The organism is Candidatus Neoehrlichia procyonis str. RAC413 (genome assembly GCF_000964795.1).
Lineage (GTDB): Bacteria > Pseudomonadota > Alphaproteobacteria > Rickettsiales > Anaplasmataceae > Neoehrlichia > Neoehrlichia procyonis.
In genome coordinates, this window is sequence record NZ_LANX01000001.1 from 1,151,467 (window position 1) to 1,170,731 (window position 19,265).

A 19,265-nucleotide genomic window follows, 5' to 3' on the forward strand; every position below is an offset into this window, starting at 1 on the left:
TGCTAAAGTAAGGAATTTGTTTATTAAAAAACTTTTTATGATTATGAAGTGTGTATACCATTAATATAGTATAAAATATGCTAAATAAGATATTAGCATTGCAAATAGTGTATGTATGATGTTAATTTTAAAATACCCTGATAATGCTATTACTAAAGCTCCCCAAAATGGTATCCAAGATATAGTAAGTACTAAAAAGGTTATTATTTTTTTAATGTAGGGAATAAACACATGTTGTAGCTGTTCCTCCAAGTGATGATATTCTGTTCTTGCATAGATTATAATTCTACCTAGCATCAAGTTAACTAAATTACCTATTAATGATCCCAGGGTTGCTATTATTATCATAAGTAATGTATTATATCCTCCAAAATAGTGCATTATTTTAAATACTACTACTTTATTTAGAGGTAAAATCAGTGCAGCTACTACACTGTCAATGAATAATAAAAAATATACTTCTATAAGATTTGATAAGCTCATTATTATATTATCGTTTATTAACTAATGTTTAAGTATATAGAAAGTTATAATCTTAGTTAATTAAAGTATAACTTATATAAAATTTTTTCTATATGCTAGAGAAATTATCATACAATGTTGAAGTATAACAGTGATTTTAATAATGAATGTTATTCATGAATTATTAGCAGCGTTGTATTGAGAATATTGATTAATGATATCGGATTGATAGTTTATAAATAAAGTGGGACCGGTGCGATTCGAACGCACGACAACCAGATTAGGAATCTGATGCTCTATCCTACTGAGCTACGGTCCCTTAATGTACTCTTCCCTTAGTACTTTACACAATCTTTGTATATCAGACAACCTATGTTTTATATAAATATAACTTAGTATAGGAGTAGGAAATGTTAAAGGTTTATAGCAGGAATTAGATTTTGCTAGATGGTTCTTATGATAATCCTAGAAATTACAGCAGGTTTTTGTAGTGCTCAATTTATATTAATTATTGTGTGAACTTATGGTTAAAACCTAATTATTATCTATAAGTGTATTATAAGCTTCTAGGGTTATGTTTTTTATTGTATTATTATTTATGTGTGCTAGCACTGGTAGTAATTTTGACTTTTGCATATGAGATGCAATGTATAATGTGGTTTTAGAATCTAATGCATCAAAGATTTGTGCGACATCATGTGCAGGTATGCTTTCATATATATTAATTATTCTGGAAAGAGATGCATTAATGTTATTGTCATTGGGTATAGAAACTTTGCTAATCTCTTGTTTAATTTTAACAAGATAGTTAATTTGTGAGGAAATACTTTTGCTTATTTCGTAAAGTAATTGCTCTTTATATGCAAGATTTTTTTCCCAATGTGTAAAGTATTGGTATATTGTTGATGCATTTTTTTTGTTAATAATATTATATATTAACATGTTTGGTAAATATTGTTGTATATGTGGAGAATTTTTGTGAAAAGCTATTATTTGTGTAGTTGATGTTGGATCAGTATAGAATTTATTGATGTAACTAGAAAGTATAAATGTTGTACTTTTACTATCTCTATTAGTACTTATAATGTTTTCTTTTATCATGAAAATTGTATAAAATATTACCAATATACTGATAACGATTGTAAATTTTATATCCTTTCGCATTTTAATATTATGTAAGTTATTTATATTATACAATAACTGATTATGTTATAAATGCTAAGGTTTTTATGTATTTATGAAGTATGAGTAAAAATTGTATGAGATTTTATGAAATCAAGAGGTTTTTTGTTTTAATGGTGTTATGGTTGATTTTATCAGGGTATTTCAATGTTTTCTTTATTGTATCAGGTATGTGTAGTGCTGTATTATCATTAGTAATAGTAAATATTTTACTGGAAAGAATCCATTATAATAATGGTGAACGTGTTATTCATATTTCAAGTGAATGTTCTTTTACTTTTTTTATTAGATCATTATATTATATTGTGTGGCTTGTTAAGCAGATAGTGGTGTCTAATATATGCATTGTAAAAAAAATATGGAAGTTAAAGTTAGACACAGATAGCTGCGTATTTAAATTAATTACAGTTCAACAAAAAAATGATTTGGGAGTATTGGTATTAGCGAATTCTATTACTTTGACTCCTGGTACAGTGAGTGTTGATGTTATAAAGGAAGATAGATATAAGATAAAAGTGTTAGCGATAGATAAAGAACTAATATCAGGAGTAGATGATATTGATAATAAAGTAAAAGAAATATTTCAGTAATTCATATTGCTATGATAATAAAGTTATGGCATGGATAAAATTGTTAAATCACAAGATTGTTAGTATTATTTGTAAATAGGGGTTGGTTCATACTTTAGATTATTGGAAGTAAGTAACTTTTTGATAAAAGTGTAATAGGTTGTTAATTACATGTTATTTATATGTTTATTTTTTCAAGTACTTATGAGACAACTATTTTAGTTATTGTTAAAATAATTAACTGTATTTAATGATTAGTACATAAAATGTTATAAAGTAATTGTTTTAATATTGTATAGTAGCTTAGTGTTGTGATGTTATATTATTATGTAAATACAAAATTCCTTTTATGGTTAGGAGAGTATCAATAATATGAATGTTTTTATTGTTATAAAATAAATTAGATCCACCTCCTGTTGCTATTATAAGAAAATTTTTTTTTTCTTCATTAAAGATTTGTTTTATTATACCCTCAGTCATTGTAACATATCCCCAGTATAATCCTGACCCTATGGATTCAGCTGTAGACTTACTTATAAGTTTGTTTGTTTTTTGTAAATTCACTTGTGGCAATAATGCAGTTTGTGATCTTATGCTCTGTGTTAAGCAAGGAATTCCAGGAGTAATAATTTGTCCGTATAAGCTGCCATGCTTATCCAATAAGTTAAATACTGTTACAGTTCCCATCCCTATAACTAACAAATCTTGATTAGGCCATAATTTTTGTGCTGCAACTAGATCTGCGATTCTATCGTTACCAATACTATTTTGATCAAGGTTTATGGTAATATCTAAATTTGAAATACTTTCATTTGTTATAAATATGGGGTCAACTTGTAAGTGCTGCTTGCACATATTTTCTATTACAGGGTTAATATTTGGAACGACACTTGAAATTACAACATATTTTATATGTTGTAATTTGATATTTTTTTGGTTAGTGAAAGCATTTAGTAATATAAAGTACTCGTATGTTGTTCTTTTATAGCAGGTTGATAATATGCAATGATGCATTATTGTACTTTGGTGACAAATTGCAATTTTTGTATTTGTATTACCAATATCTATAGCTATTATCATTTGTGGTTAATACCTACAGCTTGATCTATTTTTGTAAAACCTTCAGATGTTAAAATACCAGCAAGCTCCTGATTAATTTTGTTTATTACATTAACTCCATTATAAACCATTGCAGTATAAAGTTGTAATAACGATGCCCCAGCTTTTATTTTTTCGTATGCTTGAAAACCATTACTTATGCCGCCACAACCTATTAATACTAATTGACCATTAGTAAGTTGGTACATTTCTGATAATATTCTTGTAGACAAATCAAAAAGCGGTTGACCGCTAAGTCCACCTTTTGAATTACTACATAAGTGACCAAACTGAGTTGTTGTATTGCTAATAATTAAGCCATTTATCTTATATTTTAAAGATAGTATTGCAATGTCTTCTTTTATGGTATCGTTAATATCAGGTGATATTTTTAAAAAAAATGGTACAGATTCTGCATAATCTATAGTTTTACGTGTTTGTATGATGGACATGAGAAGCTTAGTAAGAATTTCTTTATTTTGAAAATCACGTAATCTTAAGGTGTTAGGAGATGATATATTTATTGTAATGTAGGTACTTAACCCATATATCTCCTTTATAACATCTGTAAAGTCTTTTATAGGGTCATTAGTATCCTTATTGATACCAATATTTATGCCAAATGTGTAGTTATTAAGATCACATTTGTTAATTTGCTTTATTATATATTGTACGCCTTTATTATTAAATCCAAGATTATTAATTATGGCTCTTTCTTTGTGTAGTCTGAAAACGCGAGGTATTTTGTTTCCTTTTTGTGGATATTTTGTTATTGTACCTACCTCAGTGAATCCAAATCCCATTGATAGCATTGGTTTTATTACTTCTGCGTTTTTATCAAATCCTGCTGCGGTACCTATGGGTGTTCTTAATCTTTTACTAAAAAACTGAGTATTAAGACATGAATACCATTGTGGTGCTGTATATGGAAATAGTCCATTTTTTAATGCAAGTATTACTAACCTATGTGCAATCTCAGGTGATATATGTAATAATGGATTAGTAAGTTTTAGTGGAAGCACTGCATTTACTTTTTTTTAAACTCGTAATATTTAATTTCAATTATATAACATTTTTACAAAAATACTACTTGATAAATCTGTATAACGTAACTTTTATAGAATAATAAGTGTATATTATTGTATTTATTTCGCTTTTTAAAAGATAAAATACAATTTTATAGTGTTATGATTATGGTTTATAAAGTTTATACTAATTATATATCAACTATTAAGATTATCTATGTATAATGTTATACAATATCAGTTGTATATCATTTGGAGGAAGAATGAAGGTTTTATCTGTTGAAAATACGCAGGAGTTAGCAGTATTACGTACTAGGTCGGATTATGTAAGAGATATAGATGATAACGTTATAAAATTAGTTGATGATATGGTAAAGGTTGTAGAAAGTAATAAAACTGTTGGGTTTTCTGCTGTGCAACTTGGGAATACTAGTAGAATTTTTGTTATAAATATGTTTAGTGGATTATTTGATATTACTAAAGATATAAAAGTAATATCAGGGTATCATTCGTTAAACGGTAAAAATTTAATATGTATTAATCCAGAAATTGTTAATTTATCAGGTGAAGCTGTGACTTTGTTTGAAGGTTGTTTATCAGCTATATCTTATGGTTTAGTTGGAATTCACCGTCCAAAGCATTTAGATTTAAAATATAAAGATTTATTAAATAATGAATGTGTTATTAGAGCGTATGGGTGGCTTGCTCGTTGTATTCAGCATGAAATTGATCATTTAAACGGTGTATTATTGGCAAATGTTATAGATAATATAAGAAATGTTAATGTAAGTAGTGTATCTGATGAGGATTATAGTACAGTACATATACTATTATTAAACAATAAAAAACATGCTACAAATGCTGAATAGCTTTCTTTTAGATGTTAATTTATAATGAGATATTAATGGGTAGTAATGGATTGTTTAGTTATTACTAAATATGGTGAATATAGAGGTTTACAAATATTTGTTTATGTTTAGCAGATCAAATGTAGTAAAAGTACTAGGCTTTTTGTATAGTATGCATGTTATTTTATTAAAGTACTGAATAGTATATGTGCTGGTGTAATTTTTCATTTATAGATAATTGTATTAATGATAGGAAAGAAAGTCATTTTTTATGTTGATTAGCCAAACAGTAACTATGTAAATATAAAATTCCTTTTTTTATTGCATTAATAACATTTTTTGGTGCTGTGCCGCCATAGCTTGTTTTGCTTTTTACGGATTCTTGTACCGATAATATTAGAAATATATCTTCTGTAATGCTAGGACATATTGATTGCAACTGTTGAATTGTTAAATTACTTATGTCACATTTTTGTGCTTCAGCTAATTTTACAATTTTTCCAGTTATTTCGTGAGATTGTCTAAAAGATATGTTTAAATGTTTTACTAACCAATCTGCAACATCTGTTGCTATTGAGAAGTCGCATGAAGCAGTTTTTGTCATTACTTTTGCATTAATGGTCATACTATTTAACATACTACTCATTGCTTCTATACATAATAATAGGTTATTTGCTGCAATAAATGTTGATTCCTTATCTTCTTGCATATCTTTGCTATATGATAATGGTAGTCCTTTTATAATGACTAATAACTGGTTAAGTGAAGAAAATATTTGACCAGTTTTACCTCTAATTAATTCTGCTGCATCTGGGTTTCTTTTTTGTGGCATTATTGAGCTACCAGTTGTCATGCTATCGGATAGCTTTATAAATTTAAAACCATAACTAGACCATAATACTAGTTCTTCAGCGATTCTCGATAGATGCATTATACAAATTGATGCGTTTGACAAAAATTCAATTACATAATCACGGTCTGACACCGAATCTATAGAATTTTCTGTAGGACATTCAAATCCTAATTCTTTAGCAACAAAATGACGATCTATAGGAAAGGAAGTGCCTGCTAAGGCAGCTGATCCTAAAGGACATTCATTAGTTCTTTGATATAGGTCTTTTAAACGTAACCTATCACGTTTAAACATTTCAAAATATGCCATCATATGGTGTCCAAAGGTTACAGGTTGTGCAATTTGAAGATGTGTAAACCCTGGCATAATGGTATTATAATGCTTTTCAGCTATGTTTATTAAAGAACTTTGCAACTCATGTAGTTTTGCATCAAGTATTAATATATACTTTCTTATCCATAACTTTAAGTCTGTTGCTACTTGATCATTTCTTGATCTTGCTGTATGTAATTTTCCTGCTACATTTCCTATAATTTTATGCAAGTGATGCTCTATATGCATATGTATATCTTCAAGATCTGCATTAAAATCAAAATTATTTTCTAAAATTTGTGTCTGTATTACATTTAGTCCGTTTATGATTAGCTGTCCGTCAGACTCGGTTATTATTTTTTGTTTTATTAACATTTTACAATGTGATATTGAGCATTCTATATCTTCTTGATATAACAATTTGTCAAATTTTATAGAAGCATTAATCTCTTTCATAATTTTATTAGGAGGTAATGTAAACCTACCTCCCCATAAGGGATGGTTCATTATGGTTTGACTATGTGTAAAAAAGCATTATAATCCACTGTATTAGCGTTGACAATTAATTTATCGCGAGAGGTAAAAAGGTGTTATGATAATAAATGGACCAAGCTTTGCGGTAAGTAATAATATAGATAACTTGATAATTTTATTGCATGGTAGGGGTGCTACAGGAGATAATATAATATCTATAGCTCCTGTAATGAGTAAGATTCTTCCTAAATCTCAATTTATTGCTCCTAATGCACATATTAATTATAATATGGGATATGCGTGGTTTTCATCTAGTTATTTGCAAGAAGATATTATTTTTAATGAAATGAAAAAATCTGCAGAAATTGTTAATAATTTTATTGATGAACAATTGAAAAAGCTAAAATTAAGTGATAACAAATTATCGCTGATAGGGTTTTCACAGGGTGCAATGCTAGCAATGCATGTAGCGCTATGTAGAAAATTATGTGCTTCTGTTGTATCTTATTCTGGTGCTATTTTATGTCCTAATTTGTTGAAGCATGAGATTATTGCAAGACCTAATATGTGTATTATACATGGTAATGAAGATTATGTAGTTCCATTTATACATTTTAACAATTGTATGGCTTTTTTAACTAATAATAATGTTCCTGCTAAATATCATGAAATAAAGGGGTTAGATCATAGCATAAGTACTGAATGTATTATAGTAGGAGCAGAGTTTATTAAAAGTTGTATATCCCATTTGTAATTAGCTTATACTATATTTGTTTATGTAAGTAGTAAAATTATATTTAGTATCACAATTATAGTAAGTATACTTTAAAATTAACTTTTAAATTATTGGCATGTGCAGTTATTAGTGTTACAAGACTAAATATATCTTTCTAAGTCTTTTTGATAAAAATGCATTAATATGCTAAATATTAGGGAATATCTTTGTCATTTCTTAATTGTCTATATGTATTCCAAAACTACATTATAGTTATTTTTTAAAGCTTGTTGTATATTACTGCATTTGAGTTACTAATATGCATATAAGTTAAGGGTGCAATAAAGTTGTAGTGCATACGTAGAATTAAAGAAAAGCTTATTTAATTGTATAGACCTAATAATTTACAAAGTTACTTTTAAAGTATGCTTACTATAATTGTGATACTAGATTATAATTTTATTACTTACATAGTGTATTTGTAATACTTCCTTATATTATAAAATTATTTAACAGCATTAGAGGGTTATATGGCGAGATATGTATTATCAGTCGATGGCGGAGGAATTAAAGGTATTATTGCTGCAACAATTTTGTGTGAAATAGAAAAAAAACTTGCAATGCCATTATCTAAAATATTTAGTATGTTTGCTGGTAGCTCAGTTGGTAGTTTAATATCTGCTTTATTAATTGTGCAAGATGATAAAGGATGTTCCAAGTATATGGCTAAAGATATTTTAGGATTTTTTCTTCAATATGGAAAAAAAATGTTTACTAATTCGATATTACGTAGAATAACATCTTATGTAATAGGATCACGCTATTCTTCTGATAATTTGAGGGAAACTATTGATTGTTTTTTTGAAAATGTACAAATGAAAGATCTAATGTGTAATTTTTTAGTGCCAAGCTATGACGTATATAATCAGAAAGATGTGATCTTTAGAAATTGGATAGATAAATATTCAAGTATTAAAGTAATGGATGTATTATTAGCAGCTACTGCAGCTCCTACATATTTTTCTCCAAGAGAACTTATAATAGATAATCAAAGGAAATTATTAGTAGATAGTAGTTTGTTGGCTAGTAACCCTGTAGTATGTGCATATGCTTCTGCAATAACCATATATCCAGATGATGATATATATTTTGTATCAATAGGTTGTGGTTCAAAGATAAATACTAAATCAGCTCATGATACATTATTATATTGGGCTACACATATTGTAAATCTATTTTTAGATGCTGGAATAGATGGGATAGATTATCAAATGGAAAGAATTGCGAGAAAAGGACATTATATTAGAATAAATGGTAATTTACAAGAATCTTCATATGAATTATCTGATATCTCATATAAAAATATCCAATCTTTAAGATTAGACGCACAGAGAATCGTACAAGAAAATATGAATAATATAAATAAGTTATGTGATTTTATTACTAGTGATAGTCATTTCAAACATTCACCATTATATACTAATAATTAACTTACTGAAATATAGGATTAGCTTATAGTATGTAAAATGAAACGTATTTATAACATTTATAAGCATTTTGTGTACTGCTATAATATATGATGTTGCGTATTTAATTAATTTTAGTATATTTGTTTATTAAAGAATGGAACTTAATTAACAGATAGATAATATCATATAATAGTAAAGAAATACTTTTATAATTTTAAGAATAAAAAATTAAAATGTATTATAAATGTGCTACTGTAACATGTAAGTTATGGGATTGATATTTGTATCAATTAAGGTAATATGTAATATGATTAATATAATTGATATGCCTAAATAACGTGAAATTAAAGTTATTCTATATTTAGAGTTTTACCTTATTAAGTAGGAAGCCTAATTGTTTTTGATTTGTGGCAAGATTTTGTATTAAAAAATATAAAGAGATTTATATGGATAAAAATTTAAGGGTTGAATAGTATTTTATGATATGGAAGATATCATTTACTATTTATGATACGTATTGTTAGTTTATATGTTTCTCTATGAAGGATCCTATCGAATTATTTAGTATATGGTATGATGAGATATTACGGTCTTCTTGTAAGGACCCAACATCTATGGTATTAGCAACTTGTGGACAGGATTTAAAGCCGTCTGCAAGGATTGTACTACTTAAAAAATATGATAATAGTGGCTTTGTATTTTTTACTAATCTTCATAGTAAAAAAGGTCAAGATATTGCTTATAATCCAAATGTTGCTCTTGTATTTGATTGGAGCTTTATTTCAAAGCAAGTTCGTGTGGAAGGTAAAATAGAGTTACTTACATCCGAGGAATCTGATTCTTATTATGCATCTAGAATGCGTGGCAGTCAAATAAGTGCTTGGTGTTCTAAACAATCAAGTATTTTAAAAGATCGTGATGAATTATTAGAATCAATTAAATATATGCATCAAAAATTTATAAATAAAAACATACCTAGACCAGATTATTGGGTGGGGATGAAAGTAGTTCCTGAGTTAATAGAATTTTGGCAGGAAGGTATTGATAGGTTGCATATTAGGCATCAATATAGTAAGTGTATAAATGATACATGGAAAGTTGTAGAGCTTTATCCGTAAAAAGTGTTGCATGTTACTTTATGAAATTAATTTTAAAGTAAATAATGATAGGATTTATATTGACTACAATATAGATGTAAATGGAAAAGTTGTGATTTTTATTCTAGTGGTTTATATTATTATTGGATTTTATTAGCATTATGCATAAATTGATAACTCTTTCTTTAAAGAGTATCATATGTTAGCTAGTATGCATTAAATTGTTAATTAAAGAGTTATGATTTCTGTAGCGCTAAATTTTCTTATATTTTTAACTTTTATAATCTGTGAAAGTAAGGATGTAAAGAATTTTATTGTTGCAAATAGATTAGTAATATTTTAGAGTTTTAATTCAATAAAGGAAACTTAGTATTTAATATTGTTATCCTTGCTAATTATAAAATATGTCAATTGTGTTATTTATAGTACTGATTGATAATATTTTTTGCTATTATTTCATCGTTAAAATCAAGTATTTTATTGCCAATAATTTGAGTGTTTTCATGACCTTTTCCTGCAATTAATACAATGTAGTTATTATTAATTGCTTCCTCTATTGCATATTTTATAGCTTCTTCTCTATTAGGTATTTCAATACTATTATGACAGTGTGATAAGATTTCTTTTCTAATTTTTTGTGGGTCTTCATTTCTTGGATTATCATCTGTAATGATAGTTTTTGTTGTATACTGAGCAGCTATTTTACCCATGATTTTGCGTTTTTCAATATCTCTATTTCCTCCGCATCCAAAAACTAAAATTGTTTTGGAGTATCCGTGTAATTGTAAGGATAATAACGTGCTTTTTAATGCATCAGGAGTATGTGAATAATCAATAATAATGAAGTCATTTATTTTCTCCATTCGTCCTTTTGGAGTAGCTAGTTTTTCAATAGGTAAGTCTTTATATTTTACACCTGATGCAATGATTATACCTATAGCGCACATTAAGTTATATATCTGAAATTGTCCAAGTACAGGGAAAAATTTTTCATATATAGAGTTATATATTTTTATTTTTATATAATGTCCTTTTTTATTACTACAAGAACTTAATATTTGGATATCTCCCTTATTAGTCCCATACGTAATAATTTTGCTACTTCTTGCTATAGCTTTTAATTGTGGATATTCTGCAATATCCATATTTAATATGGAATACCCTTCACGTGTTACTACATGTGAGAATAGTTTTTTTTTTGCGGAAAAATATGATTTCATATCATTATGATAATCTAGATGGTCATGTGATAGATTTGTAAAAGCTGCGGCACTTATTATAGTATTATTAATACGTTTTTGATCTATTCCGTGACTTGAGGCCTCTAAGCATAAATATTGAACTTGTTTGTTATATAACTTTGATAATATTTGGTGTAGATTTGTTGGATCTGGTGTTGTTAAAGAGTTTTTATATAATAGTTGTTTATTGATGAATGTGCCTAAAGTTCCTATACTTGCAGATTTATAGTTGAGTAAGTACCATATTTGTCTGCAAAAATCTACAACTGATGTTTTTCCATTGGTACCAGTTACTGCTGCGATGAAATGTGGTTGTTTGTTATTATGTAACTTGGATGATAAAAGATGATATAATTTATATGGATCTGAGCATGTGATAATTTTGTTGTTGTTTAGAGTATTGTAATTTTTTGTTACTATGAATTTAGCACCTAATTTTATAGCTTCTGGTATAAACATGTGGCTTTTTTCAGATAAACATATAAAGGCATACCCTGGTTTAATGTGCTTTGAGTGAGATGATATACCACTGATTTTACAGGCAAGTTTTTGTATAAGATTATTTATGTTCATATAATTGAAAAAAGCTGCTATATGTATTATACATATGAAATGTGAGTTGTATATTAATAGAAAATATATAAGATACAATATTGCTATAAGATTTCTAATAAATAATTATGGTTTATTATAGTCAAATTTTTAAAATAATGTGTGTAAAAGAGAAATTCATAATAATTTTATTTTATATTTTCTCATAATCTATGAAATATATTCATTATATATTGCATATAAATTGATAAGTATTTTTTGTATTGGTGATAATAATATATTACAATGTTTAGTATGATAGAATATATCTAAAATGTGTCATGGGTACTTTTGATAAAGGTGATGCATTATGCTGTAAAATTACAACTTAGAAGCAAATAACACAAGTTTTTACTATATATGATAATAATAGATTTAAATAAAAAGCTAATATATAAAATATGTTTATAGTTTTGCAAGTGATGATTCTAAATCATTTATTAAGTCCTGTGGGTCATCTAACCCACAAAATATTCTTAAGTAGCTTTCTTGGGAGTCATTGTGTTTATGTAAAATTAAGCTAGTACATCCTCCCCATGATGCTCCAATGCCAAAATGTTTCATATTATTAAAAGCAGCATTTATTGCATCATTTGAATATTTTTGATGTAGGATAATGTTTAGTAATCCACCACCACCAGTTGTACAGTATTTTTTCCATATATGGTATTGCGGATGTGATGGTAGTGATGGATAAATTATTTGCTTTATTTTTTTATGTTTTTGTAACCACAAGGCTAGCTTTTGGGCAGTGTTTTGACATTTTTCCATACGTATATGCATTGTTTTCATCCCTCTATATACCAAGTAACAATCGTCTGGAGATACAAAAACACCAAAATTTCTATAGATGTTACATAATTTTTGAAAGAGTGTTTTATTGTTTGTTATTATTGCTCCCATTAATACGTCTGAATGTCCAGAAAAATATTTTGTAAGTGAATACATTACAATATCAATATTGTATTTTAAAGGACTATAAAGTAAAGGTGCACAAGAGTTATCGCAGATGGTAGTGATATTATGCTTTCTTGCTAACTTTGCTATAGGAGATATGTCAGTTATTTCTAAAGTTGTAGAATTGGGACTCTCTATTATTATTAAAGATGTATTCTGTTGAATAAGGTGACTAATGTCTGTAGCTGGGTCATAAAAAGTAACAGTTGTTCCATTATTAGTTAAAACTTCATTTACAAAATTTTTATACCTGAAATATACGTTACTTGGGACTAAGATGTGTGTGTTGTTATCAGTGAATGTTATACTTGCTAAAGTTAAGCACATTAATCCAGAAGGGTATATTATAGCATATTTTCCTTTTTCAAGTTGTGCAATTATTTGTGATAAGTAGTGATATGTAGGACTACCAACACTGTTATAGCTGTAATCTCTTGTTATCCCATCATGTAAAACGTCGTGTATGCTATTCCCGGATGTGGCATTATTGTATTCTTCAAAGCTTGGAAATAGTATTGTAGACGATCTATATACAGGAAGGTTTAAAGAACCATAAAAGTTTTTATGTGGTTTCAATATAGAAAAATTTTTTTTCATTTAACTTACTTCTTATAAGCTAGAATATTTTTATACTATAGATAATAATGTCACGAATTATTAAGTATACTATATTTTTTAACCTTTAAAAATATTATTAAATAGTTAAAATATTTTTTAGTTATTGCATGGTAAAAATTAAAAAATAATTTAGGTTTTTAGTTAAATTTTGACTTGATAAACAACTTATTTCTAAATTTTTTTATAAAAGTAACTAGTGGCCTTTGTAATATACAAGAAATCGGGTATTTTAGTTAAGTTTGAAACTAAGGGATATAATTTATTGTGAGTTAGTTTATTATTTTGGTAAGTTACCATATTCCTCTGATGTATAAGCTGATAAAGAAATTGAATGTATTAATTGTATCTCATTTGCTAAAATTTTATGTAACAACTTGTGACGTTCTAGTCTGTTAGTGTTTGAAAAATCATCAGATATTACTACTAGTTTGATGTGTGATATAGAGGAATTAGAAGTAAACTTGTGTCCTATGTGGTCTAAAGACTTATCAATAACTTTTAAATCAATTAAGTTAATAGAGGATGCGATTTTATTTTTTATTGTTTGAATTAACTTCATGGTTGTATTAATAAAATTTATGCATTTTTTGTGTGTATTACCTAATAGTATTAGCTTGTAAATTAAAAAAAAGGAATATATTTTTATTATAAATATAAGTAATTGTCCTAAAAAATTTGCATTGTTTTAAAAGTGGTATGGCTGCATACTATATTTATTATTAAATGTAGAACTTTGTGTTAAATTGTGAAAGATGATTCTTATGAGAATCAATAGAATTATGTTAGTTATTAATGTTATATTTTGTATTGCATTGTACTTCTTTAGTTCTGGGTCTTATGGTAGTGCTGATGCTAAAATGTCAAAAGATTGTATTAGCAATATAAGTTTTAATCCTTTTTTTTTCGACAAGGTGTTTATGACAAGTGTGATCTTCCATTAGTTCATAAATTGAATACTTTTGATAATGCAGTATTAAAAATATGTGGCGAGGGGTATTATTCCTAAGAGAGATGATTTTGTACAACTGTTAAATGATAAGAACTATGAAAGTTATGTTAAAGAAATTTATAATTTGCTTAATTGTTAAGTTTTTACTGCAAGTGCAAATTTATCTCAATTTAAAAAGAGTTAGCAGATTTTTGGTTAATGGTAAAGCTTTTGCTCATATATTATGTGGTCAGCCTACGTCTACAGATTTGGGAGATATGCACTTTTATGGTAGAGATCTTCACGCTCAAATTAATGGATGAACCGAAAGAGATTACAGTTTTTTATACATAGTTAATAAGTTGCTGTATGTATAACGGCAGTGAAATTTAAAACTCCTCATAATCAAGTGGCAGTTTATCCTAAAAAAGAGCTTTTATTTTTTACATTCTAATGAAATCTCATGAGTGCTACAAAAGTTTATAAAGAGATAAGTAATAAAGTAAATAAAACTTATATGGAATGTTTATATAATATACAAGAAATGCATTATATTTTAGTTGCAAAGAAGGATGGTATATTTACATTTCAAAAGATTTGTCATATCGTGGTGATGGTCAAAATTTTAGTTGTAAATAGGTATAGTTAAAAAGTGATAGTTAGAAAAAGGTGTAAGTCATCTAGATATTTTAGTTGAAAAAAATAGTATATTTACATTTTACCCAAAAGTTTATTATGTTGTGATGATGTTTTAAAAGTTGTGGTTGTAATAGATGTAATGTAAAAGCTATAACTAGAAAGAAAAGTGTAAAGTTAGCTTTATAAAAAGTTGCTGAAAAATCAAGGGAGGCTTGGTTGCCAATCTTTTATTTACTACATTAATTATTGTTTGTGATAGATGCCTTGATTGTATTATGGCATATTTATACTGAGTTGAATAGCTTTATGTATAGGTTTAGTGATGTTTTACTTAGTGTTTGGTTACTTAGGTATGATATTATTATTTGTAGAAGTAGTAATTCTATAAATGTGATTTTTTACAGTTTTAAGATTATTTATCAAAGTGAATTAATACTTGTCGTAATTTAAAAATGTACTTTACACATATATTCCGAGATATTGAATTGCGTAATAACTTATACATATGCAGATTATTTTACGTGTTAGCTATTCTCGCTGTATTTTTTTTGATTAAATTTGTATTTGTTTTCAGTATAATTAGGTCATATGTTATTTGTATTTTTTAGTAAATGTTATAGAAATTTATGGTTTGATATTGTTGTTAAACCTTTGTTAGATTGCTTACACATAATTAACCTTTTGCCCAGCTGTAAAATTTTGTAGTATTTTTATACATAGCTTACTAGCATGTAAATATGTGTGATTTTAATATTAAAAACAACTGTATGTCTCAGTTATTTATTCACTTAAGAGTTCACAGTGATTATTCTTTATTACAGGGAATGATTAAAGTTGATGCTTTAGTTGATTTATGTGTACAGCATAATATGCCGGCCGTAGCGCTTACTGATTCAGGAAATTTATTTGGATCTTTAGAGTTTTCTGATTATGCTATAAAAGCAGGTGTGCAGCCTATCATTGGATGCAATGTTATGGTTGAAGACTCTGGAAAAAATATAGGTAATATACTGTTATTAGCAAAGAATAGTGAAGGTTACAGTAACCTTGTTAGTCTTATTAGTAACTCGTTTAAAGATAACCAATGTAGTAAAATTAATAGGGTAAATGTTAAGCAGTTGCTGCACCTTTATAAAGGGTTAATTGTACTTACGGGAGGCTATGATGATTTTCTGTCTCAGTTATTATTAGAAAGAAACGGTAATTTTAGTATTCTTAATGATATTATATCAGTGTTTAATGATAATATTTATATTGAACTTCAACGTCATAATCTTAAAAGTCAAAAAAAGCTAGAAAAGTTTTTTATAGATTTTGCTTATAAGAATAATATTCCTTTAGTTGCGACAAACAATGTGTTTTTTGCTAATAAAGAAGATTTTCAAGCACATGATGTACTGTCTTGTATAGCTGATGGAACATATATTGTACAGGAAGATAGAAAGAAATTAACACCAGATTATTACTTTAAATCTTCAAAGGAAATGTGTGAGTTATTTTCTGATATCCCTGAAGCAGTGCATAATACTATTATGATAGCGAAAAGATGTTCTTTTGTTTTAGAGGTAAGAAAACCTATGTTACCGCACTTTCCTTGTGCTAAAGGAAGAACTGAGGCAGAAGAATTAACTGATAAGTCAATTAATGGGTTGAATTTTCGTTTATGTGGTAAAAGTTTTACCCAAGAGCAGGAAAAACAATATTATGATCGGTTGAAATATGAATTAGATATTATAATATCAATGGATTATTCAGGATATTTTTTGATAGTTGCAGATTTTATTTGTTGGAGTAAAAAAAACAATATACTTGTAGGTCCTGGTAGAGGTTCAGGTGTTGGGTCATTAGTTGCTTGGGCTTTACAGATTACAGAATTGGATCCAATTGAATTTGGATTAATTTTTGAGAGATTTCTTAATCCTGATAGGATATCGATACCTGATTTTGATGTTGATTTTTGTCAAGAAAAGAGAGATCAAGTTATAGAATATGTTAGACAGAAATATGGTTATGTTGCTCATATTATAACATTTGGAAAATTACAGGCTAAAGCAGTGTTACGTGATGTTGGTAGGGTAATGCAAGTACCTTATGCTCATATTGATAGAATATGTAAAATGATACCACATAATCCTGTAAGTCCTGTTACACTTTCTGAAGCTATAGAAATGGATAAAAATTTACAGAAAGAGCGTGATAATGATCAAACAGTTGCTGAATTGCTTGAAATATCACTAAAATTAGAAGGTTTATATAGACATGCATCAGTGCATGCTGCGGGTATAGTTATATGTGATCAAGAATTAGAAAATTTTGTACCTTTATACTATGATAAATCTTGTGCTTTGCCTATTACCCAGTATAACATGAAATATATTGAAAAAGCAGGGTTAGTAAAGTTTGATTTTTTAGGGCTACGTACCTTAACTGTAATAGACCAGATCTGTGACCTAATTAGGAAAAGAGGCTCGGATATTGATCTTTCGAAAATTCCTTTAGATGATAAAAAAACTTATGAAATGCTGTCATTAGGGAATTCTATAGGTGTTTTTCAGCTTGAAGGTTCTGGAATGCGTGAAGCAATTAGTAAACTAAAGCCAGATGGAATTCGAGATATTATAGCCATCATTTCTCTATATCGTCCTGGACCCATGGATAATATTGCACTTTACATACAACGTAAACATGGCTTAGAAGCACCAGATTATATACATCCAATGTTAGAAGTAGTATTAAAAGAAACTTTTGGAGTGATTATATATCAAGAACAGGTAATGGAAATAGCTAGGATATTAGCTAATTATACTTTAGGTGGTGCTGACTTATTAAGACGTGCTATGGGAAAGAAGATTAAGGAGGAAATGGATAGTCAGAGGCTAATTTTTATTAGCGGTGCTATAAAAAATGGAATAGATGCGGAAAAGGCAAGTTATATATTTGACTTGGTAGCAAAGTTTGCTGGATATGGGTTTAACAAATCGCATGCTGCTGCATATGCATTAATTAGTTTTCAGACAGCTTATTTAAAAGCTAATTATACATTAGAATTTTTTACTGCATCAATGAATTTGGATATAAATAATAAAGATAAATTAGAGCTACTTTGTCAACAAGCTAAACTTCATGGTATTACTATACTTCCACCTGATATTAATTTTTCAGATGCGCTTTTTTCAATAGAAGGAAAATCTATAAGATATGGTATTGGAGCATTAAAAAATGTAGGGCAATTAGCTGCAACAGAAATTATTCCTAAAACTAAATATGAGAATATATGGCATTTTATTGATAGTATACAATCAAATGTAGCGCATAAAAGAATGCTAATAAGTATTATACAGTCTGGTGCATTGGATTCTATTCATTCCAATAGAAAACAACTTTTTAAATCTTTGAATATCTTACTTGATGTGATAGGAAGCAATAAACGTAGTATTAGCTTTGATCAGTTTAGCTTATTTAATAATAGTAGCATTAGTAAATTAGAGGAAGTAGAGGATTGGAGCGATGAAGAAAAAATCAATCAAGAATTTTCTGCAATAGGATTCTATTTACGTTATCATCCTATGAGTAAATATAAAAGTATTTTAGAAAAATTAAACATACACTTTATTGGTGAACATAAAGAAAAATTTACTTATAAGACAAAAAGAGTTGCAGGTATTATTTCAAATGTACGTATTAGATCAACCAATAAGGAAAAGTTTGCAGTAATTAGATTATCTGATCCTTATAATATTAATGAAATAGCTTTTTATGGTAGTAACATTATAGAAGAGAATAGGGACTTATTTAATAGTGGTGTGTCAGTTATTATTGATATGGATTATCATGTAAGTAGATCTAGGTTAATTGGAAAAAATATATATGATTTTAAGGAATATCTTACTGTTATAATGAAAGATATAAGAAGTATTGTTATACATGTTAATGATAACATTGCCCCACAATCATTATCTTGCCTGTTAAATGACTCTGGTAATACAAAAATTTTTATTAAATTGTACCTAGAAGACAGCGAGATAGTGGTTGAGTTACCAAAATTGTTTTTTATTACTCCTGTGACTTTTATTCAAATTTTAAATTGCACATGGGTAAAAGATGTAACTATTAATGATGATGGCGTATAATTTGTAGTTGTTTGTTGTATAAAATTAATTGCACTTATTTGTAAGATTTATTGTACT

General features: G+C 27.6%; 16 protein-coding genes and 1 tRNA gene. 8 read left to right on the top strand and 9 right to left on the bottom strand.

Going from position 1 to position 19,265, the window contains the following annotated elements; genetic code table 11:
* Positions 1-60: 60 nt before the first annotated feature.
* From NLO413_RS04325 to NLO413_RS04335, 3 genes are all read right to left on the bottom strand, one after another.
* Positions 61-483: a YqaA family protein gene (locus NLO413_RS04325; protein WP_045809249.1), complete on the bottom strand. Its 423-nt coding sequence runs from the start codon at positions 481-483 to the stop codon at positions 61-63.
* A 224-nt stretch (positions 484-707) separates the two neighbouring features.
* Positions 708-781, bottom strand: a tRNA-Arg gene (locus NLO413_RS04330).
* A gap of 215 nt (positions 782-996) precedes the next feature.
* The gene (locus tag NLO413_RS04335) at positions 997-1,626 is read right to left on the bottom strand and encodes a MotE family protein (RefSeq protein ID WP_156965576.1); all 630 of its coding nucleotides are present in this window, start codon (positions 1,624-1,626) and stop codon (positions 997-999) included.
* A gap of 80 nt (positions 1,627-1,706) precedes the next feature.
* Here NLO413_RS04335 and NLO413_RS04340 point away from each other — a divergent pair, with 80 nt between their 5' ends.
* A complete protein-coding gene (locus NLO413_RS04340) occupies positions 1,707-2,234 on the top strand; it encodes a Na+/H+ antiporter subunit E (RefSeq protein WP_052690401.1) in 528 nt (175 codons plus the stop codon).
* A gap of 282 nt (positions 2,235-2,516) precedes the next feature.
* On the opposite strand, the gene NLO413_RS04345 is transcribed toward NLO413_RS04340, so the two are convergent.
* On the bottom strand, positions 2,517-3,293 hold the full coding sequence (locus tag NLO413_RS04345) for a type III pantothenate kinase (RefSeq protein WP_045809251.1): 777 nt from the start codon (positions 3,291-3,293) through the stop codon (positions 2,517-2,519).
* Complete coding sequence (locus tag NLO413_RS04350) at positions 3,290-4,333, bottom strand: quinone-dependent dihydroorotate dehydrogenase (protein ID WP_045809252.1); 1,044 nt, start codon at positions 4,331-4,333, stop codon at positions 3,290-3,292. Before NLO413_RS04350 ends, NLO413_RS04345 begins: the two co-directional genes overlap by 4 nt.
* 266 nt (positions 4,334-4,599) lie before the next feature.
* On the opposite strand from NLO413_RS04350, the gene NLO413_RS04355 reads away from it, so the two are divergent.
* Positions 4,600-5,205, top strand: coding sequence for a peptide deformylase (locus NLO413_RS04355; protein ID WP_045809253.1), 606 nt, complete (start codon positions 4,600-4,602; stop codon positions 5,203-5,205).
* Positions 5,206-5,446: 241 nt separating this feature from the next.
* Here the strand turns inward: NLO413_RS04355 and argH are convergent, their stop codons facing one another.
* Positions 5,447-6,856, bottom strand: coding sequence for an argininosuccinate lyase (argH, locus tag NLO413_RS04360; protein WP_045809254.1), 1,410 nt, complete (start codon positions 6,854-6,856; stop codon positions 5,447-5,449).
* 85 nt (positions 6,857-6,941) lie between these two features.
* Here argH and NLO413_RS04365 point away from each other — a divergent pair, with 85 nt between their 5' ends.
* From NLO413_RS04365 to pdxH, 3 genes are all read left to right on the top strand, one after another.
* The gene (locus NLO413_RS04365) at positions 6,942-7,577 is read left to right on the top strand and encodes an alpha/beta hydrolase (RefSeq protein WP_045809255.1); all 636 of its coding nucleotides are present in this window, start codon (positions 6,942-6,944) and stop codon (positions 7,575-7,577) included.
* 491 nt (positions 7,578-8,068) lie between these two features.
* Complete coding sequence (locus NLO413_RS04370) at positions 8,069-9,028, top strand: patatin-like phospholipase family protein (protein WP_045809256.1); 960 nt, start codon at positions 8,069-8,071, stop codon at positions 9,026-9,028.
* A gap of 518 nt (positions 9,029-9,546) precedes the next feature.
* Positions 9,547-10,125, top strand: coding sequence for a pyridoxamine 5'-phosphate oxidase (pdxH, locus tag NLO413_RS04375; RefSeq protein ID WP_045809257.1), 579 nt, complete (start codon positions 9,547-9,549; stop codon positions 10,123-10,125).
* A gap of 395 nt (positions 10,126-10,520) precedes the next feature.
* Here pdxH and NLO413_RS04380 read toward each other — a convergent pair whose 3' ends face one another.
* From NLO413_RS04380 to NLO413_RS04390, 3 genes are all read right to left on the bottom strand, one after another.
* Positions 10,521-11,918, bottom strand: coding sequence for a UDP-N-acetylmuramoyl-L-alanyl-D-glutamate--2,6-diaminopimelate ligase (locus NLO413_RS04380; RefSeq protein ID WP_045809258.1), 1,398 nt, complete (start codon positions 11,916-11,918; stop codon positions 10,521-10,523).
* A 423-nt stretch (positions 11,919-12,341) separates the two neighbouring features.
* Positions 12,342-13,490, bottom strand: a complete 1,149-nt coding sequence (locus NLO413_RS04385; protein WP_045809259.1) for a trans-sulfuration enzyme family protein — start codon at positions 13,488-13,490, stop codon at positions 12,342-12,344.
* Between the two features lie 298 nt (positions 13,491-13,788).
* Positions 13,789-14,070, bottom strand: coding sequence for a BolA family protein (locus NLO413_RS04390; RefSeq protein WP_045809260.1), 282 nt, complete (start codon positions 14,068-14,070; stop codon positions 13,789-13,791).
* 202 nt (positions 14,071-14,272) lie between these two features.
* On the opposite strand from NLO413_RS04390, the gene NLO413_RS04895 reads away from it, so the two are divergent.
* From NLO413_RS04895 to dnaE, 3 genes are all read left to right on the top strand, one after another.
* The gene (locus NLO413_RS04895; RefSeq protein WP_156965577.1) at positions 14,273-14,452 is read left to right on the top strand and encodes a hypothetical protein; all 180 of its coding nucleotides are present in this window, start codon (positions 14,273-14,275) and stop codon (positions 14,450-14,452) included.
* Between the two features lie 112 nt (positions 14,453-14,564).
* Positions 14,565-14,762, top strand: a complete 198-nt coding sequence (locus NLO413_RS04915; protein ID WP_198138901.1) for a hypothetical protein — start codon at positions 14,565-14,567, stop codon at positions 14,760-14,762.
* Positions 14,763-15,845: 1,083 nt separating this feature from the next.
* Positions 15,846-19,208, top strand: coding sequence for a DNA polymerase III subunit alpha (dnaE, locus tag NLO413_RS04405; RefSeq protein WP_045809428.1), 3,363 nt, complete (start codon positions 15,846-15,848; stop codon positions 19,206-19,208).
* Positions 19,209-19,265: the final 57 nt, after the last annotated feature.